This is a genomic window from Rhodococcus sp. MSC1_016 (genome assembly GCF_023667485.2).
GTDB lineage: Bacteria > Actinomycetota > Actinomycetes > Mycobacteriales > Mycobacteriaceae > Rhodococcus_F > Rhodococcus_F oxybenzonivorans.
Genome location: NZ_JAMOZI020000002.1, coordinates 267,048 through 292,113 on the forward strand (window position 1 = coordinate 267,048; position 25,066 = coordinate 292,113).

The 25,066-nt window shown below is 63.5% G+C and carries 23 protein-coding genes; 12 read left to right on the forward strand and 11 right to left on the reverse strand.

Translation table 11 applies throughout. The features are described 5' to 3' along the window. The first annotated feature begins 32 nt into the window (after positions 1-32). The gene (locus L1080_RS33575) at positions 33-176 is read left to right on the forward strand and encodes a hypothetical protein (protein ID WP_250775437.1); all 144 of its coding nucleotides are present in this window, start codon (positions 33-35) and stop codon (positions 174-176) included. A 25-nt stretch (positions 177-201) separates the two neighbouring features. Here L1080_RS33575 and L1080_RS33580 read toward each other — a convergent pair whose 3' ends face one another. Beyond that, on the reverse strand, positions 202-3,342 hold the full coding sequence (locus tag L1080_RS33580) for an arabinosyltransferase domain-containing protein (protein ID WP_250775736.1): 3,141 nt from the start codon (positions 3,340-3,342) through the stop codon (positions 202-204). A gap of 519 nt (positions 3,343-3,861) precedes the next feature. Here L1080_RS33580 and L1080_RS33585 point away from each other — a divergent pair. Beyond that, positions 3,862-4,821 (forward strand): hypothetical protein, encoded by a 960-nt coding sequence (locus L1080_RS33585; protein WP_250775435.1) that lies wholly within the window; start codon positions 3,862-3,864, stop codon positions 4,819-4,821. A 64-nt stretch (positions 4,822-4,885) separates the two neighbouring features. Here the strand turns inward: L1080_RS33585 and L1080_RS33590 are convergent, their stop codons facing one another. Next, positions 4,886-5,842 (reverse strand): hypothetical protein, encoded by a 957-nt coding sequence (locus L1080_RS33590; RefSeq protein ID WP_250775433.1) that lies wholly within the window; start codon positions 5,840-5,842, stop codon positions 4,886-4,888. A gap of 397 nt (positions 5,843-6,239) precedes the next feature. On the opposite strand from L1080_RS33590, the gene L1080_RS33595 reads away from it, so the two are divergent. The 5 genes from L1080_RS33595 to L1080_RS33615 all read left to right on the forward strand — a co-directional run bounded on the left by L1080_RS33595 (position 6,240) and on the right by L1080_RS33615 (position 11,424). Beyond that, positions 6,240-6,470 carry a hypothetical protein gene (locus L1080_RS33595; RefSeq protein WP_250775431.1) on the forward strand — a complete coding sequence of 77 codons (231 nt, stop codon included), beginning with the start codon at positions 6,240-6,242 and terminating at the stop codon, positions 6,468-6,470. A 937-nt stretch (positions 6,471-7,407) separates the two neighbouring features. Further along, positions 7,408-7,986: a hypothetical protein gene (locus L1080_RS33600; RefSeq protein WP_250775429.1), complete on the forward strand. Its 579-nt coding sequence runs from the start codon at positions 7,408-7,410 to the stop codon at positions 7,984-7,986. A 437-nt stretch (positions 7,987-8,423) separates the two neighbouring features. Continuing rightward, positions 8,424-8,900: a hypothetical protein gene (locus tag L1080_RS33605; protein WP_250775427.1), complete on the forward strand. Its 477-nt coding sequence runs from the start codon at positions 8,424-8,426 to the stop codon at positions 8,898-8,900. A gap of 488 nt (positions 8,901-9,388) precedes the next feature. Further along, on the forward strand, positions 9,389-9,988 hold the full coding sequence (locus L1080_RS33610) for a hypothetical protein (protein WP_250775425.1): 600 nt from the start codon (positions 9,389-9,391) through the stop codon (positions 9,986-9,988). Between the two features lie 332 nt (positions 9,989-10,320). After that, a complete protein-coding gene (locus L1080_RS33615; protein WP_250775423.1) occupies positions 10,321-11,424 on the forward strand; it encodes a hypothetical protein in 1,104 nt (367 codons plus the stop codon). 505 nt (positions 11,425-11,929) lie between these two features. Here the strand turns inward: L1080_RS33615 and L1080_RS33620 are convergent. After that, positions 11,930-12,133, reverse strand: a complete 204-nt coding sequence (locus L1080_RS33620) for a cold-shock protein (RefSeq protein ID WP_073365012.1) — start codon at positions 12,131-12,133, stop codon at positions 11,930-11,932. Between the two features lie 501 nt (positions 12,134-12,634). Further along, complete coding sequence (locus L1080_RS33625; protein ID WP_250775421.1) at positions 12,635-12,796, reverse strand: hypothetical protein; 162 nt, start codon at positions 12,794-12,796, stop codon at positions 12,635-12,637. A 611-nt stretch (positions 12,797-13,407) separates the two neighbouring features. Between L1080_RS33625 and L1080_RS33630 the strand changes: the two genes are divergently transcribed. Continuing rightward, the gene (locus tag L1080_RS33630) at positions 13,408-15,564 is read left to right on the forward strand and encodes a DUF6924 domain-containing protein (protein WP_250775412.1); all 2,157 of its coding nucleotides are present in this window, start codon (positions 13,408-13,410) and stop codon (positions 15,562-15,564) included. 436 nt (positions 15,565-16,000) lie between these two features. Here the strand turns inward: L1080_RS33630 and L1080_RS33635 are convergent, their stop codons facing one another. The 3 genes from L1080_RS33635 to L1080_RS33645 all read right to left on the reverse strand — a co-directional run bounded on the left by L1080_RS33635 (position 16,001) and on the right by L1080_RS33645 (position 18,325). After that, positions 16,001-16,531 (reverse strand): alpha/beta fold hydrolase, encoded by a 531-nt coding sequence (locus tag L1080_RS33635; protein WP_250775410.1) that lies wholly within the window; start codon positions 16,529-16,531, stop codon positions 16,001-16,003. 147 nt (positions 16,532-16,678) lie between these two features. Beyond that, entirely contained in the window at positions 16,679-17,389 is a 711-nt protein-coding gene (locus L1080_RS33640; protein ID WP_250775408.1) for a hypothetical protein, read from the reverse strand. Between the two features lie 102 nt (positions 17,390-17,491). Then, positions 17,492-18,325, reverse strand: coding sequence for a hypothetical protein (locus L1080_RS33645; RefSeq protein ID WP_250775406.1), 834 nt, complete (start codon positions 18,323-18,325; stop codon positions 17,492-17,494). Between the two features lie 109 nt (positions 18,326-18,434). Here L1080_RS33645 and L1080_RS33650 point away from each other — a divergent pair, with 109 nt between their 5' ends. Continuing rightward, the gene (locus L1080_RS33650) at positions 18,435-18,659 is read left to right on the forward strand and encodes a hypothetical protein (RefSeq protein WP_250775403.1); all 225 of its coding nucleotides are present in this window, start codon (positions 18,435-18,437) and stop codon (positions 18,657-18,659) included. A 560-nt stretch (positions 18,660-19,219) separates the two neighbouring features. Here L1080_RS33650 and L1080_RS33655 read toward each other — a convergent pair. After that, the gene (locus L1080_RS33655; RefSeq protein WP_250775401.1) at positions 19,220-19,624 is read right to left on the reverse strand and encodes a hypothetical protein; all 405 of its coding nucleotides are present in this window, start codon (positions 19,622-19,624) and stop codon (positions 19,220-19,222) included. A 213-nt stretch (positions 19,625-19,837) separates the two neighbouring features. Between L1080_RS33655 and L1080_RS33660 the strand changes: the two genes are divergently transcribed. Then, positions 19,838-20,380: a hypothetical protein gene (locus L1080_RS33660; protein ID WP_250775399.1), complete on the forward strand. Its 543-nt coding sequence runs from the start codon at positions 19,838-19,840 to the stop codon at positions 20,378-20,380. Between the two features lie 44 nt (positions 20,381-20,424). On the opposite strand, the gene L1080_RS33665 is transcribed toward L1080_RS33660, so the two are convergent. Then, on the reverse strand, positions 20,425-21,120 hold the full coding sequence (locus L1080_RS33665; protein WP_250775396.1) for a hypothetical protein: 696 nt from the start codon (positions 21,118-21,120) through the stop codon (positions 20,425-20,427). Positions 21,121-21,715: 595 nt separating this feature from the next. On the opposite strand from L1080_RS33665, the gene L1080_RS33670 reads away from it, so the two are divergent. Both L1080_RS33670 and L1080_RS33675 read left to right on the forward strand, forming a co-directional pair. After that, the gene (locus tag L1080_RS33670; protein WP_250775394.1) at positions 21,716-22,207 is read left to right on the forward strand and encodes a hypothetical protein; all 492 of its coding nucleotides are present in this window, start codon (positions 21,716-21,718) and stop codon (positions 22,205-22,207) included. 180 nt (positions 22,208-22,387) lie between these two features. After that, a complete protein-coding gene (locus L1080_RS33675; protein WP_250775392.1) occupies positions 22,388-22,543 on the forward strand; it encodes a hypothetical protein in 156 nt (51 codons plus the stop codon). 19 nt (positions 22,544-22,562) lie between these two features. Here the strand turns inward: L1080_RS33675 and L1080_RS33680 are convergent, their stop codons facing one another. Then, positions 22,563-23,744, reverse strand: a complete 1,182-nt coding sequence (locus tag L1080_RS33680; protein ID WP_250775382.1) for a hemerythrin domain-containing protein — start codon at positions 23,742-23,744, stop codon at positions 22,563-22,565. Positions 23,745-23,775: 31 nt separating this feature from the next. Then, on the reverse strand, positions 23,776-24,435 hold the full coding sequence (locus L1080_RS33685) for a TetR/AcrR family transcriptional regulator (protein ID WP_308202190.1): 660 nt from the start codon (positions 24,433-24,435) through the stop codon (positions 23,776-23,778). Positions 24,436-25,066 lie beyond the last annotated feature (631 nt).

Genomic DNA, 25,066 nt, shown 5'->3' on the forward strand with positions numbered 1-25,066 from the left:
AAAGAGACCAAACGGAAGGTTTTGTGTCGGGCATGACGGTCGTAGCGGGTCAATCGGATCCGAAGCAGGTTGTTCAGTCCCAGTGGGCGATCGGGCTTCTGGATGACATCGAGGAGCACCGAGGCGCGACGTACTTGATCCCGATCTGGCCCGTCGCCTCGGCAGAAGCGGGCTGAGGCCGCCGGATCATTCGACTCTTCGTTACCAGGTGGTGTTGATCGGTGCCGGATTCCATGTCCCTGAACGGTGCGTGCGTGTGGTGTTGAGTTGGGCTGGTTCGGCATTGGGGTCGCGGTGTGTGTACTGCTCGAGCCCTCCCCAGTCGCGGTCCCAGTCACCGGCGAGGTAGGTGGGGATGGTGCGGCTGGTGGTGGTCAGGTCGATCCAGCCGAGCGGCCCGCCGCCGAAGTGGTCCTGCCACAGGCTGGTCATGATCGCTCCGGGGCGGTCGGGCAGAATTCGGTACTCGGGGATCTCGGCGACGCCGAGGTGATGGTTGAAGGGTTGCTGGCAGGGGAACTGCAACGCGACTTCCCAGTCGATCATGGTCGGGGTGTGTGAGCCGAGGAGCTCGTTGAGGGTCTGGGTCCGGGGAACGCGCGGTGGCGTGACGGCGAGCCACTGTTCGGGCTCACCAGGATCGGTGTGGGCGACGATGCGGACGGCGTTCGCCTCGGGAGGAAGCTGGTCGAACGGCACCCGGAGATTCCGCCACGATGGCGCCGGGCCGATGTCGAGCGGCAAAGCTGTTCCCAACACCTCCACTGTGCCGCCGGGCTGGTGTGTGCCGTATTCGAGTTCGACTCTGCCTCCTGGGGTGACGATGCCATCGGAGTCGACCGACTGAATGCGGCCGGCGGCGGCGATGGTGATGAGGTCGCCGTCCGCGGGGAGCGCGAACCAGTCGGAGATGAGCGATGCCGGTCCACTGCTGCCGAAGGTGCCCAGTACCGCGGTGGTAGCGGGATCGAGACCGAACGGCAGTGCCACGGTGCTGCCGTTGCTGCCGACAGCGCCTTGCCCGCCGCCGGTTCCCGCGGTGTTGCTGGAGGGGGCGTCGTCGTTGTCGAGGGAGTTCGCCATGCCTTCGGAGGATGCCTCTTCGTCGGCTTGAAGGTCGCCCGCGACGCCGTTCGGTGTGAAACCCTGACTCTGCCGGCCCAGTGCCTCCGCAGCGGGGACGGTGACCGGCTGCAGCATCGAGGCATTCGGGTCGGTCTCGACGAGAATGTCGTCGGCCAGCCCACAGGAGTGTCCGGCAAGGGCGCCTATGTTCGACCGGGCGAGGGAGAACGCGGGGTACTGCGCGGCTGCACCTTTGACCATCGACAGCAGGCAGAACACCACCATCCCGGCGGCCGCGACGGTGAGCGGCGGAATCGACCACCACCTGCTCGGGGTGTGGGCGCGGTGTTCGTAGGGTTCCCGGAAGAAACGCCATGCGGCGACGAGGCCGAGCAGCAGGGTGGCCGCGAGCAGAATCGTCCCGCCGCCGAACCCGGCGACCATCACCGGCTTGTCCCACCAGGGGACGCCGTAACTCGATACGTACCACCAGCTGTTGCTGCCGGTGAAGGTCAACGCGAGGAGGAACAGGACGGCCGCCGCGAGGAGCGCCCGGTTACGTCGGGACCGCACCACCACCGGACTGACCGCAATGGCCGTCAGCACGGCGAGCGAACCCGCCAAACCCGCGAACACCCCGAAGTGGTGCGTCCATTTGGTGGGGGTGAACATCATCAGCACCATCGCGGCGAGGGTGATCCCGATGATCCGCCGGGAGGGCCCAACCGCGGTGGCCGGGATCCGGCCACCACGACGCAGCATCACCACCATGGTGACCACGATCGAGAACGCCATCACCAGGACCGGGAACCGGCGGGCCACCGAGCCGTCGGCTCCGATCAGGAACAACCATTGGTAACGCATGTACTCCTGGAACCACGGCATCGACGGCCCGACCGCGTGGACACGCTGCATCTCCTGGACCGCGGCAAGGGTCTGGTCCGCGAACGCGGCGACCAAGATGACCAGCCCCGCCGCTGCCAACGGCCCGAGCAGGGCGAGGTAGCCGACCGCTTTCGCGCGGGCGACGACGATCTGCAGCACCGGGCGGGCACCGGCGATCAGGGCGCCGAAACAGATGATGCCCGACGGGCCGGCGGTCACCGTCAGAGCGCCGACCAGGATCGCGACCGCGGCAGGAAGCAATCGGCGCGTCGCGATCGCGCGTTCGACCGAACACCAGGTCAGTAACACCCCGACGGCAACAACCGGTTCCGGGCGGAGCCCGTTGTTGTAGGGCAACCAGAACGCGAGAAACACCAACGCCCCAGTCCACAGGGCGAGGCGGTTGCGGCGGACCGCGACCCCGAGACGGGGAGCTACCTCCCGGCTGATCACCAACCAGCCGATGACCCCGGCAAGCAACGCCGGCAACCGAACCCAGGGGCTGGCCGTCGACACCTGGGCCAGCAGAGCGAACAGGTCGTAATACGGTGTCCCGAACGGGGCCTCCGGCACCCCGAACCAACGGAAGTAATTGGCCATGTAGCCCGATTCCACCGACGCCCGGGCCATCGTGAACTGGTATCCGTCATCGGAGGTGGTGGCACCGATGAAGTGCCACACCACCAGGGTGCCGATCACGGCACCATCGATCAAACTCAACTGCCACCAGCGGGCAGGCAGGAAGCGGCGGGCGCGGCGGCCATCCATGGTGTCGATCCGGTGCAGGCCGATCAACGCGATCAGTGCCGCGAGGACAGCAACGACCATCGCGGCCAGCTTCACCGCCGACGGTGAGGTCGAGAACCGGGTATCGAGCTCCGCGTGCACTGCCAGACCCGGCGGGGCCGCCCCCTCCAGGTCGCTGAACACGCCCACCATCTGGGGGCGGACATCGCCCTCACGGGTGACGCCCTCCCCACCGGCTACCTGGGCGATGGTGCGCTCCGCGGTCGAGGCAACCGAAATCGATCTTCCGGCGAGGTCGTCGACGGGAAGCGATAGCAACGTCTGGTTCCGCTGGACGATGTCGAGTTGCGCGGGCCTGGCCTCGGTGGCGGGGGACACTCGGGCGATGAAGCCGAAGCGCTCGGCATTCTCCGCGCCCGGCGGCGATGTCGACACCACGACACCGCCCGTTCCCGACAACTGTTGTACGGCCGCGGCGGGAATCACCACCTCCAGCTTCAGCGGCGCATACGACACCAACGGTGCATCGATACTCGTCACCGAATCCGCCTGCGGCCAGGAAAGGCTCGCCGCTTCCTGCTCCACCGGCAGAAAGGGCACCGACAACGCGGCCAGGATCGCGAGGACGGAGGAAACCACCGACATGAGCCGCAGGCGCCCACGCACACCTTCTCGGTACGACAGCCGGGGCGGAACCGATCGGTTGGTGAGTTCTCGTTCGTCCAGGGCGCTGTCGGTCACGATGCACGATGCTAGCGAAGCGGAATACACGCCCCACCCTTACTCGACTCCCGCTCTACGCACCCCGGGTTCGACGGTGGCCCCAGATACCAGTCAAGGATCCGCTTCCGGAACAAGCAACGACTGCCGTCGCCTTGTGCCCCGGCGCTATCCGTCCGGCCGCGGCTCGCTATTGGAACTGGACTGGAGCGGAGTCATTGCCGCAAGGTAGCAACCCGTACGTGGCTATGGCTTTCGCGGATGGGGCGGCGGCAGTCTCCGTCCGAACAGGGGTTGTGAGGTTCGGGTGTAAACTCGCTCTCTTCGTCTCCGGATGGAGTTTTTGGGAGCGATACGCGATGCCCGAGCACAAGGAAATGCAAACGATCGCGTGGCTGATGAGCCGCACCGCGGAACTCGAGGGCAGGGACCATGCGTGAGGGCGTGGACCGAACACCCGCTCAGCTGGCCGGGGTAATACACGGCCGAAGTGACGTCGAGCTCGGACCAATGCGCAACTACCTGTCCGCCGTGACCAATCCCGACCGCACACCGGTGCATGAGGTCGGTCCGGCGTTCACCGCCCCGAGCGTCGAGATGGCCGACGTGCGCGTCACGGTGTCCCTGGGATGGCAGGATCCCCAGTTCCTGGGCACGTTCGACAGAACCGCCGCCACCCGCATGATCCGGGTGGCAATCAGCGCACGTTCCACCGGCAGCAGCGCGGAGGAACCCGACATCAAGTCTCGGGCAGTGGATCTGCCGGTCAGAGAGCAGATCGCCTGGGTGCGGGTGGTGCTGGGTGACCTGGCGGACTACGCATATCGAGTCCTCAACGACATGGCGCAGTTGCGGGTCCGTCCCGCGTTCTTCGCCGTGTTCGTCGATCCCCCCACCCCCCGGCTCGCGCCCAGCGACTTCAAGTGGCTCCTCGTCTGTGGAGGTCGCCGCGCCTACGCGGAGAAACTCGTCCCCGAGAATCGTGAGCTGCTCACCTACCTTCGCCGGCACGGCGACATGATCGACGCTGACCTGGTACCACACCCGAAGGCGCCCGCCCCCGAGGTGTGGGCACTCGAGTTCGTTTCCCACCTCGCCGCCACCCTCGCCGACCGGCTCGGCCGGATGGGTGATCGCCGATGGTTCACCTTCGAGGAGGTGAGCCTGCACGGCCGCGACCGGGTCATCGTCCGCTACACCTGGCATCTGGTCGACGGAGACAAGAAGATTGCGTTCGACATCGACCTCGGCGGTCTCCGCGCACAACGCCTGCGAGAGTTCGACGACCCTCGAGCACGCATCGCGGCATATGCGGTCGGCTACACACCGTTCGACCAACCGCAGTTCCCCTCTGCCACCCTGGTCGACGGGGTGACCTGGGTCCGATTCGGCGACTCCGACTGAACCGCGGAGGGATCCGCCTACGGGTCACCCATAAGGAGCGTTTGACTCGACGAACAATTGCCAGCTAAGAGACCTGCGCGATGACGTCGTCTGACGCTTGCAGGGCGATGTGCTCGTCAATGAGTACACGGCGGCATCCATCGATTTCAATGAGTACCGCCAACGGTTCGACATACTCTGGCCCCGCTAGTGTCACTGTCGTGCCAGCCGTGAGGCTCGCGACCGACGAACAATTGTTCGCAAGCGGGAGCGAGAAGAATGTCTGCCCCAGGCTGTCCTGGAGTTCTTCGGCTCCCGTGAAGGTGATAGTTCCGTCCGGGTCGGTGGTATAGCGACAGACTGCACTGCGGACCCAGTACTGGTCGGCGAAGAGGGGCTGAATGCCGATTTCAGGCGTCACCCGACGCGTGCTGCATCCCATCAGCTGTTGCAGCGAGTCCGGCGTGTGGCGGACGTAGTGTTCGATCCGATCGACCTGGTCTAGTTTTTCGATCTCGCGGAGTCCACCGATCTTGAGGAAGCCACAGTCGTCGACAGGGTAGGATGGGCGTAGTGCCCGTCCGCGCGCGTCTATGAGCCACAAGTCCGGTATCGGCGCCAAACTCGCCGTTCCGCAACTGTTCTGATCCAGACGTTGGCCCTCAGAGGGGGCATTGAGCTTGTCGATTGCCGCAGCGAAGTCGCCCTCCCATCGGTGTTCGGCAAAACTCCCTGTGAGATCAGCGGCGACCGAATTCGCGAGCCATTCGTCGCAGGTGATGGCCGCGACCGGCTCGAAATCCGACGGCACCGTTCCCGGGCGGGGCGACGGCGCCCGCATCAATTCGGCCGGTGGAGTCACGCCCAACAATTCACTGCCTTGCGGCATTCGACAGACCGCAGCGGCCACGATCTCAGCAGGATCGCGATCAGGGGCTGGTCCGCGGATCAGACTGCATCCGCTTATCAGTGCCGTCAGTGCGACCACTGCGGTGAGCAGGCGGCGACGGTCCATGGTGTGCACGCTACCGTTGACGAACATCTCGGTCCTCTGCATCCGCGCGGGCGCCCAAACAGAGCCACAGACCGGCCCTTGAGCGGATCCGTTTGCGGACCCTTCAGTCCGCCGGTGCGCGGTCGACCGGACTGTCCCGCTGGTGGGTCGGCGATACCTCGCCTGTCGCTCATCGACCCGATGTGTGCTTGATCTGTCTTGGAGGTTCAGCCTCTGTTGTAGGCCACATCTGGATGAGATAGTCCTCGACGGAATCGCCTTCGAGGTAACTGTCGAAGTGGACGTTCTTTCCGCGAGCGAAGATCCGAATACGGTACTGTCTTCGCCCCGGTGGCGTCAGGCCTCGGAGGCTGGGCGCGTTCTCACCTTCAGCTCGTGGTTCGATGTCCCAGAATGACACGACGTTGAGGCCTTGGTCAGTGTTGTGGACGAGGTCACCTTCGACGGAGTCTTCCCACTCACTGTCGTCGTATTCAGGAGGTTAGTCGTGCAACTCGACAGTGACGTTGACCGGGCCGGATCGGATTCCGACGTTCACTCGGAGGATGTCGCCGGCGAACAGTGCGAGCGGGAAAAGAGGATCGTGTCCGTGGATCAGCTCTCGCGGTGGTCCGGCTTCGATCGTGAACTGGTGGTAGTCGGTTTGGACTACTGACTGATACCGACCAATTGCCAAGGTTTCTCCTACGGTTCGACGAAAGTGGAGCATTGCCAGGATAGGCAGGATGTACCGGTCACCAGGAAGAATGATCGACAACTGATGAGGGATCGCTGACCGGAATAGGTCTCGCGTCGCGGGCCGTCGAAAGTAACGTGGCTGAACGTGAGCGACGGTGTCCCAACATGGGCCGATTCGGTGAACCGGCATGAGGCGAGCCACGACCTCTTCGTGTCATGCTCGATCGATTACGTGTTCCGGGTTCGCGAGGACGTCGAACAGACTGGCACTTTCGCCGTTTGGCATGGTCCGCAGGATCGTTGGCGCGTTGAAGTGTCGGAGCAACCTGTGTACATCCGCACCGGCGACCTTGCGTTCGCGCTGAAAAGGGCACGATGCAAAGGCAGGAGGCCACAGCGAGGCAATTCACGGTGCTGCAACCCGTCAATCCGCTGTGGTTCGTCGGCCCCAACTCACTTCTGTCGAGGTCCGGCGTTCTTGCCCACTCGGCCTCCGCAACCGCTGCAAAGGTTGACGGACGCAGTGGGTGGTCGTTCGTCGCCGACCAGCTGACTCTAGGGGCACGAAACACCCCGGGTGATCGTTTGGAGTTCGTCATAGATGACAAGACCGGACTGGTTCTTCGTATTGGATCGGTCAATGGGCGACTGTCCGGAGAACTCCGGGCAGTTCAGGTTTTCGAGTGGCTTCCGGATTCGTTGTTCGAGTGGTCCGATGAGGTCGTGGGGCCCAACGGCCTCGATGACTGAGACCGATAGCCGAACGATCCACAGGACGACCGTTGACGGGGTAGCGCAGGCAATCGAGACCACTATCCGACCGGTTCAGCTGCCCGACGGTCCCTTCTTCGCGGGCGATTGGGCGCGGACAGGCCTTGTCGCACCGGTGTCCTTAGAAAGCGATACTGTCCTGCGTGAGCATTACACGGTGCGCCGATATCGCGGCGGCGCGGTGGATCGAACAACGGCCCGAGGACTGGTGGCGGCTTGCCGTGCGGGGCCCGGTCTGCTTCGACAGGTACGCGCGCCTGCGGACCATTCCTGACCCGTCTTACCCAGGACAGCCAGAGACCGATGTACACGTCGACGTTCCGGAGGACAACGATCAGATTGGAATCGTGCTGGCAGCGTTAGCGCCGTACACCGATACGCCTGAGGACTGCTATTTCCTGGTCTGGGAAGGCTGGCCGAGCTTCCATACCGAGTACTCTTCCCCGAGGGTGTCGATCCCGAACCGTGGGTACTTCCATTTTCATGGCTCGCTAGCAGACTTCGCGGACTGGAACACCCAGGTCGAGGCACTACTAGGCGACACGGCGCCGCCCCCGGCGTTCGTCTGGCCAGCTGACCGAGCCTGGTGCGTGACGTTTGACGTCGATCCACACTTCGCCACGATAGGCGGATCCGCCGAAGTGATCGCCGCTACGCTGGCCCTCACGGATGTCGACGTCGTCGCCGACGACCCGGACATCGAGCCACCCTACTACCACTGAACGAATCGTCGGCTGTGCCTGTCCCCGAAACCTTCGATCCGACCGCGCGATCCGTCGACCGCAGCTGCACGGAGACGGTCAACCGATCCCGCGCATGCAACGCGGCGTGTTGCATGGCCAGTGTCCTGTTGCATGGCCAGTGTCCTGTTGCAGTAGAGCGAATGTCCTCCAGCGCCACTCGCAACTGCTCCGGGTCGCCGCCGAAAGGCTCGATCCCCGATCGGGATAGATGCTCTCGTCGACCAGGCGGATTGCGCCAGTGCCATCATTTTCAAGTGAGACTGACGATTCCCAGAGAGCGGTCAGCGACGTCTGTGATCCTGGTTTTCACCGGGCTCGGCGCGCTGCTCAGTGTGCTCGGACTTCTGGCGTGGCGTTACGCAACTCCCCTGGGTAGCCCCGTTGACGTGGGCATTCCACCCCCACCACCGCGGCCCATGGATGACGGCAAGATCGGCTACATGTACATCATCGATGGCTATGCATACATCGATGGACCTCACTGGTTCCCGGCAACTGTCTGGTTCCTCATTGTCGGAACCGCAGCAGCGTTGATGACCGCGGCGTTGCTGGTTCGAACGGGCTGGAGGCTTGTCCACGCCGCGCAGGGAGAGCCGGGGGAACGGTGGCCGATCGTCGCCGCCCTATCAGCATTCTGCGGACTCTTCGGCCTTGCGGTTTCGATCGCTGGTCGAGTCGCCCAGCCGCGGATCTACTCAGTCGTCCAGTCAGAGCCGCGTGACCCTCAAAATCCATATCCCGACTCGAACATCATTCACTACGACATGGGCCCGACCTGGATGATGTTCACCGGCGTGGGTGCCGCCGCCGGCCTCATAGTAGGAACCATGCTACTTCTCGCCAATTTACGAGCAGCGCACACTGACGGCGGCGCGCAAGAGTTGGCGTCCTAGGTCGTTCCGGTCGTCGATCCGCTTACGGGATCGCCAACCACTCGTGGTGTGGGTGTCAGGGCGTCCTGATCGCTCGTCGCGGCCCGGGTCATCGGCACGGCCCGTCTCGCTTCGGAATGGCTGAGGAAATGCCCGGGTCTTGAGACAGATTGCTGTGGCCATGCGGTGAGCAAGCAACAAGTCCGCAGTTCGCGGCGTCAGTTCGCGGCGTCTCAAAATGCCACTGGCAGCGAGACACTACATCTCGAGACCCGTGGCCAGATCTCACGCGAGACGGCCACTCGAACGAGTTGACCGCGTCCGGCGGCGAATGATTAAGTTGATCTTGAGCCGTCTCGCACAGCTTCACCCGAGTCACGTGCGCCCGCATCGCACACGACGTCCGAGGGCAAGGTCCACAGGATCTGCGAACATTCATCCAACACACTTATCGCGCGTGTAGTGGATGCGGGCTGCTGTACGCGCTGACCAGTGGTTGGAGAACCGACATGACGAAGAATTCTGCGCCTAAGCGTGCTGCCCGCAAGTACATGATCGAGCACCCCGGTGCCGCCTACCGCGAGGCCTTGGCGATCGTCACTGCTGAGCATGCCGCCTCAACGAACCCGTATGCCGATCTCGCTGCGGAGTTCCGGAGTGTTACCGAGTTGCTCAGTGACGCGGTCAACGGCGACATGCAGTTGATGGAACACGAGCTCGCCGTCGCTGAAGGGAACGGACTCGCATTCGAGGTGAGCATCCCCGAGATCACCGAGGCACCGATCGACGTCGTGGACGTCACCCCCGACTTGGCGACCCTTATCGTCGATGAGCACGAAGAGTTCGACGGCGGCACCACTATCGGCGAGGTGCGGGTCGAAGTAGATGTCGACTGGGAGGCGTGTGTCTACAAGCCGGACTATTACGGCGCTAGCAGCGGTGTGCCCTGGCACGTAATCGACCACGACTGGAACGATCACTACGTCCGGGTGAGCGGTAGGCTCCGCGCCGAGCTCACCTACCATTACGTGGCCGATCACGGGTCGCAGGTCGTCGACGACATCACCCTCCAGGGGATGGAACAGTTGTCGCCTACTGCGACTGCGTAAGTCGCTGACCCTCACACCTGCCTTCCACATGGGCTCTGTCCGACAGCTACCAAGCCCCGTCGGCTCGACCGGTGCAAGAAGGCCCGCCCCGAATGGGGCGGGCCTTCTTGGTGAATCAGGCGCGTCAGGCAGCGTTCGCCCGCGATCGGCCCCACGGTGCCGGGGTTGGCAGAGATTTCGGAGGACGAGTTCAGGGTGCGGAAGCAACGAATCGAGAGCGGCCAGCACCCTCTGCCGTGACCCGCTCCGGCGGTGTCCGGTCATGGATCCGCTTGCGGACTGCGATGATCGCCGGACTCCGTCCGGCTCCGGGGCTCTATGGTGGGCAGCACATGACTGCAGCAGAAGCACTGTTGGCCGGCCCACGTGGGCGTCGGATGCTGCTCGCCTACGCGAGGGACGCCGAACGCATTCTGCAACCCGAGTTCCGCAACGACTCGTTCGATTACGCGGTATCCCTTGCGTCGTATCACCTCGAGTCCGGTCGCGAAGGCGCACGCGTGCTGTTCGGGCCCGGCGCCGAAGAGGCCCGGCGCACCGTCATCACTGCAGACCATGTGGCGCACCGCCTGTCCCAGGGGACGTTTCCCGAGGTGACGGCGGTTGCGCTCCGTTCGGCCCTCGCCGACGCGGTCGACGCGGCACGCTACTGGCAGGACCCGGACGGTGAAGACATCCTCGTCGACGCCAAGCCTGTGCGGGGTGAGCTTTTACGGGTCGCCGAGCACATCGCACGATCCACGCATGCGCTGTGGTGGACGACGCCCGCTGCGACCGATCAGTGGTCGGTGAGCTGGAGCGAGGACGGTACTGATTCCGTTGACTCAACCACCGCGGAGCTGCTACGTGACTACCGTGATCGGACTGCCGCGCAGGAAGTGCGAGCAGAACGTGATCGTCCGGCGGATCCGTCGGCGAACTGGTCCGGCTGGTGGTGGTCGACTCCACCTACACGGTGTTCGTCCCGCCTGCAGTTCGACGGGACCCCGGCCGGCTTGTGGTTCGTCGAGGACAGCATGGGATGGGAGCGCGCCATCACGCGACAAGTGAACATCCCCGACGGCGCCCGCGTGTACGAGGTCGACGGTGCGCAGGCGTGGGCAGAACTCTGCAGGCAGTTCCCCGTCGAGGTCACCGCGCAGAAACGACACGATTGGTACCGCACCACCGGACGATCGGGACGATGGGTCATCCCCGACTGGCCGAGGTTCTCCGAACAGTACGAGGGCGTGCACCTCACGGTGGCGGGATACCTCGCCGCGGCGGGGACCGCGATCGCTGTCGACGCCGATACCGCGAGTGTCATCGCGGGATGGGCGCCCGACGAGACCTATTGGCTCACCGACACCGTCAACCTCGACCGCGACGATTCTCGGACCTGGGTGTGCGACACCAGTGGGAGTCATCCTCTGTGGGTGGAAGTACACCACTCATGACAGATCGGTACGAGGATCCGCTTCCGGTGCTACGAGTCGGGGTCGAGGGTCTGGAGTCGGCGCCGCACGCTGAGGCATTCCCGGAGTGGGAAGCTATCGCCCCTCGGGTAGTGACTCCGATGGCCCGACTTTACAAAGGAATGAGGGTTCGTTACGCGTCGGGGCGCGACAGACGAGTCGCTAGCGCGTGATCTGTGTGGAGAGCAACTCCTCCGGGGGCGCAATTCAGAGGAGACCGCAATGCGCGTTCCGCGGGCACGATCAGATGCGGATTGGGAGCGGCAGATTTCAATTGAACCGCACGGCCGAGCTCGGGAACGCTCTCGATCGGCACCGGCCGGGAAACAGGCGTCGATCGCCGACTACTACCGGGCTGTTCGCTTTGCCCATGAGGCCGACGCTTCGCCTGATGGGCACGACGAGTGACCCCATGTGTTTCCGTATTTCCGAACGCAGGCCGTACGGAAGGAGGACCGCACCCACCGGATGCGGTCCCGCCGACTAGTTAGACAGCCCGCACGTTCGTGGCCTGTGGGCCCTTCTGCCCCTGGCCCACCTCGAACTCCACACGCTGGTTCTCATCGAGGGACTTGAAGCCGCTGCCCGAGATTTCCGAATAGTGCACGAAGACGTCCGGAGTTCCGTCGTCGGGTGCGATGAAACCGAAGCCCTTCTCACCGTTGAACCACTTCACAATGCCCTGCGCCATGCCGATACTCCCTACGACCTCAATCCGGGCACTCACATCGAGTTCCCGATCTCGATACCACTGATCCTGCCACCCGACAACGGATCGGGGCCGACCGCATCTGACCGGCGGAACGCGCATACTGCTCGACATCGCCGCAACTCCCGACATTGCCGCCAGTCGCTCATCGAGCGCCGGGAGGGGGATCGGTAAGTGGTATCGATGCGTCCGAAAGCGCTCTATCGGCGACAGGCACGGCCACCAGAAGAAACGTCGTCACCGAATCCGATCATCGCAATCAGCCGAAGATCGGGCCGAAGATCGTGACCAGTGGGTACACCGTGTACCAGTAATGGTCACCGAGCCAGTACCACATCGGGGAAGGGGACATCGGAGATCCTCTCGTCGATCACACGGCAAGCGCTCGCGGACACCCCGACCTACGTCAACGTTCGCCCAGCTGGCGGGGCCCTGTCAACCGAGCCCCACACATCAAGGAAGCCAAGCACTCTGAAGGATCGCCTATCGGTGGGGTTCGACGATGCGCTGGAGGGTCCAACCGAAGGCACACAGCGCAAAGGCAGCCGCGATGCCGAAGAACAGCCCCAACGCGGGAAGTGTGAGCCAGGTGGGTCCCCCCAGCCCGACCCGAAGCGGGTCACCTCCATTCGCGCCAATGCTCATGTCCGTGACGAAGTACGGTTCGCCAAGCGCTGGAGGAAAGTAAGCGAGCAGAAGCCCTGTCACTAGTCCCACCATTGCTGCAAAGAGCGCAAACGTGAGTATGAGCGCGGATGATCCGAACGAACCTTGAGTGAGTCTCCACCCCAGCCGAGCGAGGAACCACCAAAGCCCAACGGCAAGCGCGCTTGTCCCTATGGGGAAAGGCCACGAGCGTTGGTAACCAATCCACTCCTGGATGCATCCTCGGTCCAGGGCCGAACCCTGCCTCAGCAAAAGTCTCTCCGATTTCGGGGTGAAAGCCCATTTGCGGCTCCACGAAATGCCAAGCCATCGTCGCAAGAATTCCCAGAAAGAAGCCAAATCCAGCCAACGCAACAAGAAGGTTCGGGACATGTAACCGAAGGCGCTGCACGTTCCGGCACCTTACCTGTGCGGCGTCAGGTGCCGGAAGCGGAACGCCAATCGGAACTCCCACGTGCATCGGCCACACCGATCAGCCTGCAAAACCATTGCTCGGCCGACCCGGTCGGTGGCCGGATAATCCAGGGCTTCATCATTTTCCGAAGCATGGTCGAACAGGGACGAAGGATACCGTCGGGTACGTTCTGATCATGACGCCGACGTGGGAACAGGTCCGAGGCTCGAATTTCGGCACGATGGGACGCACCGTTCGCGGAACTGTCCACCGGCCGGACGGATCCTGGACACTCGTGTGGCACGCACCTGAGGAAGCCTGGCGTTACGAGAACGAGTCCGGGGAGCCCACGTTCATCGAGAACGCCACCGACAGATGGTCACGCGACGAGGGCGGCACGATGGTGCACTCCGTCAAGTCCCCCAACACCATCTACGCAACCATCGGTACCGGCCCGCCGTCCCTTCTTCTACGCGCCTACGACCTGTTTCCTGCCGGGGCAACTCGGGGGTTCGACGACCAACGATTCGTCGGACCGAGTGCACCCAGAGCAGTCCGCGTTCGTGGCCGCGACGGTTGGGAGGTGAGTGCCCTCGACCAGCATTCGAACGACACGGTCACCTACGTGTTCGACGCGGAACTTGGTATCGCGCTGCGGTGGCAGCACGGCGAGGACTGGATGGAGCTGGAAAACCCCAGCCTTGACGAGGTATTCGAGCCCACGTTGTTTACCTGGGCAGGGCCGTCACGCTCGGCCGAGGACGATATGGCGAAATTCCATCGTGAGCACGAGGAACATCAGCGCGTTCTGGCCGGGATTCCTCAGGCGCTTCCGACGTGGCTGCCGATGACGACCAACGTACAGGCTCAATCCGGCGATGCCCGCACCGGCGAACTGAGTGTGTCGATCAGCGGGTATACGCCACAGTTCACGCTGCGCCGATGGGTGACAGCGATCGGTGAACGGACAGTCGAGTGGCCGAACGATTCGACACCGGAACGCTACCGCCGGTCCATCGGTGACTGGACGTACGAGATCCGCAGCTATCAGGAGATCGACCGGGCCGACTGTGCTCGGATCGTGGACTCGATCGTTCCGGTCGACCCACCTGCTCGCGATCCCGCTGAGATCACAGCCGAACTAGCCGCCGAGGAGCACCATCGCCGCGAAGCGGAGGTGCAAGCCACCCTCGGAACAGGACGAATCCTTACCGACCATCTCGAGGGCGAGTCACTGCTCATCCGTACCGACTTCACCGACGACGCCGCCTGGCGAGACATTGCCGCTGCGGCCATGGCTCCGGTACCGCAGGGGGGCGACACCGAATTCGCCGCCTACCTCACCTGCATCGACAATCCGGAATACGACGGGTTGACCGTCGACGGGCTCGTCGAGGCAATCGGTGAACCTCCGCCCTACTACGCGTTTCTCGTCGACGCCGAGACAGTGACGAATTCCGAGATGCCCATCCTCGCCGTCTACACCGGGCCCGACGAGCCGGAACGGCCTCGCGGAAGAACCTTCCGCGTCATTCCCTCGCAGATGTGGGGTGTGGAGAACAATCTGTCGATCGCGAACATGGACTTCGAATCCTTCGCGGACAGTGTCGACGAGGACGGGGTGTTTCGTGGTTTCCCTGAACCCGTGCATCCCATCGAGGAGGTGACCACACGCGAGATCGCTCACTGGATCGCAGACGATCTGGATACCGACGCTCTCCGGCAGTTCCACACCCAGATGGCCGGGCGAAAGTATCGCTATCCGGTGTCTCTGTTCGAGGTCGACCTGGCGGAGGTTCACGCTCAATCCCGCGACGCCGATCACGGAGCACACGCCGAGCTTCTCGGTTACGACGAGTTCCTGGACGCGACCTCGAGTGGAGGGGCGGCGCTGCGCGGTACCGTGCCGACGCACAACGGCTACTGGACGTTCGTCCTCCACCCTGGCTCCCATCGACCGATCGCGGCGTACCGCATCACGTTCGCACCCTACGTTCCCCCCGCACCCCAGGACGGAGTGCCGCAACCGATGAAGCTCGAAGTGCCGTTCGTCTGCACCGAACCGGTATCTTTTTCGATGCTGACCGATGACGACACCCTGATCGACCGAAACGTCGTGCAGCGAGCCGTTCTGGCCGAGGCTGCACGGCTGCACCCCGATAGCGACATTGAGGGCGGCGAACCAGTTCTCCGGCGGATCCCCCGCCTGGTGGGTTTCAACATCGGATGCCACGTGCACATCGACGGCCGGCCGGTGTTCTATGTGGCCATAGTGACCGACGTCGACGACACGTTCATCGTCCAGGAGGTGCCACCCGAGGGACTGCGGGTAGTCGGCCCAGGCGAAGACTGAACTATCACCCTCGGCGTAGACACACGCCGAGACGACCACCGCGAGTCGATCAGAAACCTCCTCGACGTTGATCGACCGGAGAATCATCGGTCAATCGGTAACCAAGGTAGCGAGTGCATGCGCCACCGTTGCCGGAGCGACCGGTGTCCGGCTACCGATCGGTGACCGGTCAGCGATTCGCCAACGGGATGGGTCGCCACAGACGTTCCACCGGCGGACGGCCTCATTGCGCGTGGAGGCGACGAGGACCCATTGTTCAACGAGAGTCTGAGCGAGTTCTTGCTGGGTCGCCGACCGGAGTCGACTGCGTGATCCGTGACCGTTGCCCAGCCGGAAGGTCCTCAGTTCGCCAGCCGCTGCAGGATGGCGTCGAGTGCCTCATCGCCGTGCTCGCCGTCGAAGATGTTCTGGCCGTGGTCGGAGCCCGGCAGCAGGATCACCTCGTTGTCATCACCCGGTGAGCGGTCGGCGGCTGCTGCGACACGCCGGCAACAGGCTCGTCCTCGCTGGCGATGAACAACTTGGGCTCCCCGCCGAGGCCGTCGACGACCCTGTTGGGCGAGAGCAGCACCAGCTGGTCAGGCAGGTCGGGCTGCTGCGAGGCCAGCTGCAGGATCGCGTCGGCGCCCGCGCTTCCGCCCACCAGCGCGACGTCGGGATGCCCGTCGTCCTGGAGCTTGGCGACGGCGGCCGCGATCGACTCCGGTGCGATGTCCTCGACGGCGATGACGGTGGCACCCTGGTCGGCGATCGCCGTCGCCTGCGCCTCCCAGCTGGCGGTGTCGAAGACCACACCGTGGGCCAGCACCACTCCGTACTCGCCGTCACCCCACTCCAGCGCGTCGCGGCCGCCGACCTCGATCTCGGTGCCGTGGGTGTCACCGCCCGTCGATCCGGGGGCGCTATCGTCGGCGCAGCCTGGGACGACGAGAGCAAGCAGCAACAGTGGGGCGAGTAGGGCCTTCATCTCTCAAACGTACTGCCGTGCAGCCCCCGGTTTTCTCGATCGCGGAACCGTTACCGGTGTTTCCCGGTAGCGGATCCTCATCCGGTGCCGATGGGCGTTCCGCGCTCGGGATGCCGCTGGAGAGGCCCGCCACCACCGCTGGGTGTGCTAGCTACCGTGTTGCTCCACACGCGTGGCCCGGTACCGATAACCGTCCTGATCGGTTACCTGTTCCCAGTCGAGTGTGACGGTGGCACCCACAACCAAGGTTCGGAACCCTTCTCCGACGATCTCGCTGTAAAAGGCCCAGCAACCGCCCGGTGTCTGAGCGGAGTCGATAACTCCCCACCCCTCCTCGCTATTCCACATCTGCACGGTGCCTATCGCCTGGCCGGTAACCCGGGGCAGAGCTGGCACCGGCTCCGCCAGTTCCGCCTCGGTGATCTCTTCGACCGTGCCGTCCGCGTGAACCGTCCACGCTCTCGACCTGAAAGCCTTCGGCTCGTCATACGGCTGTTCCCCGGCCGGCCAGGCCCGACTGCATTCATATGGAAGGCCCGACTCGGACTGTTCGTCGCGATACCATTCGAACTCCACCTGTTGTCCTTTGGACAATGCGGGGAATCCGTCTACCGCGACCGCGCCGAACATGATGTGGCATCCGCCTGGGATATCGTCGCCGTCGATAACGCCCTGCATACCCTCGATATCCCAGCTACGGACCACTCCTCGGCTTGGCATCGGTCGAGTATCTTCAGCGCCGCCATCAGGTGCGTCGGGAACAGGAATGAGGTCGGAGGCTGCACCGTTGATGAGCACCCCTACCGCCACACCGGCAACCACCACTCCGGCGGCCGCGAAAAAAAGGCGCTTGCGCACAGGGCTCCCTTGGTACCGGGGATCATTTACAGGTCTAAGGCTAACGGGCAACGACGCTGTCCGGCTTCCTTGCTATGGCAATCATCCCCGGTCGTGGATCGCTCACCGGTCATCGATCGCTTGCCCTCCTGCAAGGGCAGTTGGCTCGACCCTCATATGGGCTGACGGACGAAGCCAGGCTGTGCTCGGCACAGCCCATTCGGCGATGCCGACGTAGGGGCCGCCGGACTGACAGTGGGTATAGCCGCTGGGATCTTCTTCGGTGTAGGGCACTTGCGATATCAGCGGCTCGGCGCACAGCAGTCCACTAAGCGATACGTGGACCGCGTCCCACTCCTGGGCGATCGACGGCCAATCGGGAAACACGGTCCCTTCGTGCTTGCGGGGATGCGCCTTCAGCAGAGCCTCCCATGCGGGCGCCGAATCGACCCGCGCGATCCGCGCCGTCGCCGGGTCGAAATGAACGTCGTAGCGCAGGGGACTGCGCTCTGCGTCGTGTTCGCCATGGAGCAGCCAGGCATCGTTTCCGCAGGCGAACTTCGTTGCCGTCCAGAAGGCGCCGTCCGGTAAAGCGCTGGGTCGGTAGCGGTTAGCGACGCTTAGTGTGCGGAACTCGGTGAGGTTGCCGTGATGACTTTGTGGGGAGAGCAGAGTTTCGCGACCGGGTGAGCACAGTGCGGCCGCGACGGCCTCGCTCATCTCCACGATGTCGGGGTCGGAGGTGTCGAGGTCGATGACGTCCTTGACGTCGCCGCCGTACAGATACATGTGAAGGACCATCGCCACGCGGCCCGAGTAATCCTCGGTGTCGATCGAGTCGGCGTACTGCCCAGCGGAGGAGAACTCCGGGTGCAATGCGCGCCACTCTCCCCACCAATCGATCAAGATGCGGCCGGGGAACGTGTCCAGGAGGTTGACCGCAAGATCAGACGTCATGGTCATAGTGTCGCAGCGCTCGCTGTCAGCGGACCGCCCATCGGAGCCGGATGACGATCGCTGACCGGTCTACGATCCGGTGGCGGAGTAGGGCCGTACCGTCTTCGAGATGAGTAGGAACCATAGCTTCGAGGTCCACACCCTTGAACTCGGGCCGTATGACACCTTGACTGATCTCCACCGTGAGCTTTCAAACCACACGTCGACGTTCGCCAACATCGTGTTCGAGCGGGAGAACGAAGTGGTCGTTTCGATCTCTCATTCCATTGTGGTGATCAACGGGAAGCTCTTTGTCTCGGCTGTGACCACGACGGACGTGTGCACAGACTCCTAACCGTTTGATGAACGATGACCGGCACGTCCCGAAAGCCGGCCCATGTCCAGAACGAGCTGAGCTGCGCGGGTCCCGGTTATCTCCCGTCCGGTGAAGGAATCCGGTTGTGGGACTGGCCGGAGCCTCGACGTTCGGACGCCTTGGAGTACAGGTCATCGCCTGATCGGACGCTATGGCTGATAGTCCCATCGGAGTAAATCGTTCTCGATGACCGGCACCCACCCCTCGCAGTGCACTCCTTACTCTAGCGCCGTCCCCGTGCAATCGAGCATGTCGGCGATCGAATCCCAACGGAAGGTTGCACCAATCAGTCCGAGTTTCGAGGAGCACCATTCAGGTGGGAGGCCTACGTCCTGCTACCCCAGTCTGTCCGTCGAGGCCACCGGAACCGGCGTCGTCTCGCACGCCGGCACGGTCTTGATTGCTGCGCACCGCGGAGAAGACCTGCCTGACCGCCGCGCTTGCGCCATCGACGATGTACCACGACCTCGGACCCAGCCGCCTGATCGGTCAGGGTGAAAGCGCGAGGCTAGGGGCAGCTTTGAATGGTCAGGCACGGATCACTTTGGGATTTCAGTCTCGGCATTGTTCCGTCCATATTGACGGTGAGACCGTGAGGTCAGCGCGAACCTAATTCCAGCCACCGCGAAGAAGATTGCGCTGAACGCTCCAGCTGCCGTCCAGGCGAATGGATAGACTAGCGCGATAAGAATAAATCGCGATTCAATCGCGAAGCAGGCGAACATAATCGCGCTCGCAAGCGCGTTGGTGACCCAGTTCCGTTTGATTTCAGCTAAGAGTGCCGTCGCGATTGCACTGATCAGTATGGGAAGGTTGAACCATCTCAGTTGCCATTCCCAAAAGGTTCCTCCGCTCGTGAGGTTTCGCATCAGCGGAGATGTGACGGCGAACAGGACCGCCGCTAAGAACCAGTACGGTGTCGCCCGCCGCCACATCTCCGTCACCAATCTTTCAGTTGCTTACTGAGTCATCGCCCGATGACGCAAGATGCGCGCCGTCAGCGATCCGTTGTGGTGTCTCATGAGACCGGCTCCCGCTAACGACCGAATGAGAGACAACCCGAAACAGCGTATAACTATCCAGAGCGAACCCAACTGGTGTCCCGTTCGCCGTCCCGATTCGGGATGGTTATCCCGATCCGGACATACGATCGGTAGATGGGCCGCCGCTCTGTGTTCGACAAACCCGCGCTCGCGCTCGCGAACGACCTTCAGAGCGTCGGGCGTCCAGACCTGCATCACCGCATCGTCGAGGCCCTTCGGGATGATCCGCTGACCGACGGTCATGTCGGAGAGGTCCAGGAGCGACTGGTCGAGGTTCTGAACGATCCACAGGTCGCCGAACGTGACAAGAACGAGGCGAGCCGACTCATCGCCGTGGGTGACGATCTACTCGGTGCGATCGGGCGGTGTGGAGTGGTGCACATGACCTGGCGGCGGATTCCGGCCGGCGAGCCAGGGCCGGTGCAGTGGGCTCGACCTGTTCTGGCCGAGGACGAAGGCCTCTACCAAGGCTCCTGGGGCGGCGAGGAATCGTACGAGATGTCTCCGGAATTCACCTCGCTCGACGAAGCGCTCATGTGGGCACGCGTTCGAGCGCCCTCGGTGATTGTGCGCCCGTGGTGGGACAACGGGACCGAATACTGGGCCGGCGACAACCCGCCCCCTGAGCGCTATCGCGAGCTCAAGCGTCCGCACTGACTCAGTCTTCTTCGATGTTGTCCCAATGCCCGATCGGTGATCGGTCAAGATTCTCTGAGCTCGCCGAACTTTGTAAGAACCCGCTCCTGTTCAGCACCGACGGGGTAGCTGGCGGCCCAAGATGCCCCAACTCGAACGCCTGCGTTGCGCAGGTCTCGGTAGAGAGCGTCTTCGACTCCACTGATGTCACCTTCGCCGCGGATACCGAACGCCACAACGACGTTGCACCGCTCCCGACTGCCCTCGGCATTCTGATCAATCGTGTCGCCGACCGTGAGCGGAGCGGGAGGAAGCACCTGCCATCGTGCCCAGTCTCCGAGTAGTTCGGGCAGGGCGGATCGGACGACATCGATCAGCTTTGCGGCGTCTCTGTCGATGGTCTCGAACTGATACTCAACGATTTCTGACTCGCGGATAGGCCAAGCAACCGGTGGCGGATCCTCCCAGGTGCTGCCCTGGTGCACCCGGAGACAGCCGACGGGTCCGAGATTGGTCGCAGCCGACTCGACTAAGCACAACATGGGATGTCCGTACAGGCCGGCGAGTCGGGCCTGCCGAGCGAAGCCGTCGAGTGTCACTCGGGCGATGTGAGGGTCGAGCCGCACAACTGTGTCGAACCCTGCGATAGCCAGAACGGTGCCAGTAGTGGACGGGTCACTGCCGAAGGTGAAGCTCGCAACATCGCTGAGAGTGTCTTCGAAGGCATCGGGACCGCGGCCGTAGTCAGGGGCATATGACATCGCACGTGCGAAGGCGTCATACATATCGTCGATCGAGAGATCCAGCCGTGGCCGTCGATCCGGTGCACTAGGTATCCGAGTCCGGCGAGCCGCTGACAGACGCTCTCGAGGTGGAAGGCGATGTCGTACTGGAAAACTGTGCCGTTCTGCAGCAGAGTCCAGTCGAAACGTTGTCGTTGCTCGTTGAACAAGTCCTTGTCAGTTGGATCGAACACTGCTCTGCGTGCCATTTTCAGAGCTTATGCGCATGCGCCTGAACCATCGGGTCGACGACGATAGCCGATCGTTCTTCGGGACGGCGCAAGCGGAGCGCTCCCAGATGAAGCGAAGTTGGCGGACCGGCGGGAAAAGTACCGGTGCTCACCACAAAGTGAGGCCCTTGGATCGCATCGATCCAAGGGCCTCACTGACCAACCGGCTGTAGTTACATCATCAACAGTTCTTTCACCTTGCCGGTCTTTGGATCATCCAGCATCGGCTTGCTGTCGACTCTCGATCCCCGTCCAAGTCAGTCGCCACGGTGACCCGCACTCAACGAAGTCTCGGCCCGATTCATTGTCCTTTCCGGATCTTGACTGTCCGTACGATGTGGTGGATGCGCGATCGGTTGAAGACTTGGGGCCCGCAGGTCCGCAACGGGTGGTTATGGCTCGGATGTGGGGTAATAGTGGTCGCTCTCCTCATCACGGGTATGTTCACCGTTTCGCGGGTGTTTCATGACGACCCTTGCGACTCCGCTCTCCCGTTAGCGTCCGAGCTGGGACTACATCTTTCCGACGACGACGATATCGTCTCCTGCGAATGGCACTCGAGCTTCCCGGACTCCTCCGGAACTGTCATGGTGCGTACTGCATCACACACCACGCGAGAGGCCTTGCTGGAACGGTCCGGTGTCAGCGAGGAGATTGACCGACGGACAGTAAGTCTGAACGACGGACCGTTTCACGAAGAGATGCGTAGACCGAACCCCGAACGCAGCGAGCAGGTGTACATAGCAACCGCACCTAATGGCCACCAGCTAAGAATCAGCTACGACGAAGGTGTGGAGTCCGGACTCCTGCTCACCGTGCGGGCTATCGAGGTGTGACTACTCGTCCTTCACCGCGTGCCGTTACCGGTTCAGCCATCGGGCGAAGCCTGCGCCGAGCACCATGGGGATCATCGCCGCCCGGAAGCGGAACCATCACCGGGACGAGATCGACTGCCGAACATCGCTGGGACGATGTCGACGCCAGCCGCAGCGATGTAGCCGTCCAGAGTCACGTTCATGCCCAGATGGCATATAGCCTTTCCGGCCGTGGGTGTCCGGCCTCTTGACCAGCGCGGCGCGGGAAACTCATCGGTGCGCGATCTGGGCTCGCCGGTAGTCCTCGTGCTCGGGGCTCAGCGTGGTGTACTCGGCGGACTCGGGCAAGCCGCCTGATCTCGACCGTTCGGAGTGCCTACGCCGTTCTGGGCAGGGTCGTGCCGGCATGCGCCTGCTTCCGCAGCGCCTCGAGATTCTGTCGCATCTGGGGTCGCATGTCTCGATGCTGCGGGAGCAGACGTAGATAGAGCGCGAGCAGTGGGCGGTACGGCAGTCGGTCGATCCGATACGAATGCGTCACCTGCGTTCCGTCGCCGTCCGCTCTGAAGGTGTAGGTCCAGGTTGTCGAGTCGTGGTACAGCGGGTTGCGACGCTCGGAGACCGTATGGAATTCGAACGTCCTGCCCGGGTCGGCGACGGTCACCTCGCACAGCCGCGACCAGCGCAGGTGATGGGCGCGGTTGTGCCCCCGGAATCGGGCGCCCACGGTTCCCGGTGACCGTCCCGGCAACCATGTGCAGCGTCGGCACTCGGGGCTGCGTTCGTCGATGCGGGTGACGTCGGCGACCGCGTCGTAGAGCTGTCGGGCCGGGGCGTCGATCCACAGTTCCACCGACCCCTCGGTGCGTGGTGGCCGGTGGAGACGGGGGCTGACGTCGAGATGAGCGCCCCACCGGGCGGCGCACGCCCGCCGATAGGGTCGTGCGAACGTATGGAGCAAGATGAACCGAGTGAGGGGACCGACTTTACCGACGGCGACGTCGTAGTCCTCGTGATCGACACCGTCGATAATCCAGTGCGCTTCGGTTCCCAACTCCCGCTTGGTTTTCGAGGCGATGAAGACGCGCTGCTCCACCTCGTCCCATTGCCGACCGGTCAGGGTCCGGGCGACGACCGGCATCATCTTGTCCTCTTCACGCTGCAGATGCGGCAGGAGAGCGTGCTCCAGAGCGGTGAGGGATTGTAGAAAATCCTGTCGGGCAGCGGGATCGGCACGATATTCGATGGCCGCGGCGGTGACCCGCTCGATCTCTGGGCCGATCCGAGCATGGTCGGCGTCCATCACGTCGAGGAGTGCTCCGGCGGCCGGGTTCAACTGACGGACGAGAGGCCATAGGGCATCGTCCTCGCCGCTGTGGTGCAGGTGAAGGAAATGCATCATCCACACGAGGTGGTCGGCGAGGGCGACCCGCTGGGCCGATGTGGGCGCAGGGGCAGCGCCCAGCACCTGTATCGCGCGAGCAAGATCGCGGCGTAGCGCGTTGTGCACGATGCGCATGATCCGGGTGTCGGCGTGGGGCAGAGTGTCGGTTGTCATGACGGACTCCAGATAAAAGGCGCACGAAGATTCAGCTCGGGCGGTTGAGGATTTCTGTGATGCGGTCGATCAGCCACGACTCGTATCGGACGCGAGTCCAGCGGCATTCTTGTACGAACAGGGCATATACCTGGTCGCTGGTCTGGACGCACAGTTCGTCGACCTGACCGGGGTCGGGTTGACGGCCGATGATCATGTTTGCGACGTCGGCAGCCGAGCGCCTGCGCTGCCCTTCCAGGTCGACGGACGCCGCTGCGAGCGTGGTATCGACCGTCGCACCCTGGCGGATTGCCGCGGCCAGGCGGTAGATGCGCTCGTTGATCGAGGCGATCATACGCGCAGCGATCTCGATGCGGTCGCCGCTCGTGCGCCCCGCACCGATTGCCGTGTAGACGGGCCGGTCGGCCAACGGCACCTTGGCGTCATCGCCGACAATGGCGACCTCGAGCGTCGCTTTCAACAGGTGAGCCTTGGAACCAAACGTCGTGTAGACGGTTTCGACGGACACCGTCGCGGCCTGCGCGATATCCCTGATGCCGGTGCCGGCCCAGCCGCGCTCGGCGAACAACCGCGCGGCGGCCTCGAGTACGGCCGCTCGGGTTTGAGCTGCCTGCATCCGACGCAGCGGAGAACGGTACCGGCGGGATTGGGACCCGCTTGGCGCCGCCGAATCACGACCGACCGTGGCCATACCTCAGTCTAGAACGGGCAAGTTTTCGATACAACAGCGTTCAGGTGATTTCGTTGCCGCCCAGGCCGGCGTATGCGGTCGCCATCTCGGTGGCGACGACGCCGCCGATGATTGCCAGTCTCGGACGGGATGTACTTCACGGTCGTCGCCTCGCGGGCGGTCCACGGCTGCGCCGCGGTCAAGCCGTCGATCTCCGGAACGAACGGATCGGATCCGGTGGCCACCGGCAACGGCATGCCGTGCCGTGCCGTCAGGGCGGTGACAGTGCCGTCTTCGGCGGTAACGGTGACCTCCTTCGCAGCGCAGATCCGACCGTGGCCGCGGACCAGGGCGATCCCGGCTTTCGCGACCCACCGCTCCTGCCAACTGGACCATCGAAGGCTCCGGATGAGGAACCCTGACCGGCGTGTTCCGGAAGCGGTCCCGGGACCGAAGTCTCCTGACCTGCTGTTGTCCCGTAAAGGTGATCCGGTGACGAATTCGAAACGGTGCGATAACCGGGACTCCACCATCGCACCACACGGCGCCTTCGGCATGGGAGGCCCAGTCAGTCAGCTCAGAGGTCAATGGTCAACGGTCAAACCCTATCCATAACCCAGGCACCTACCCGTTCAGCGTCCAGGTGAAATAT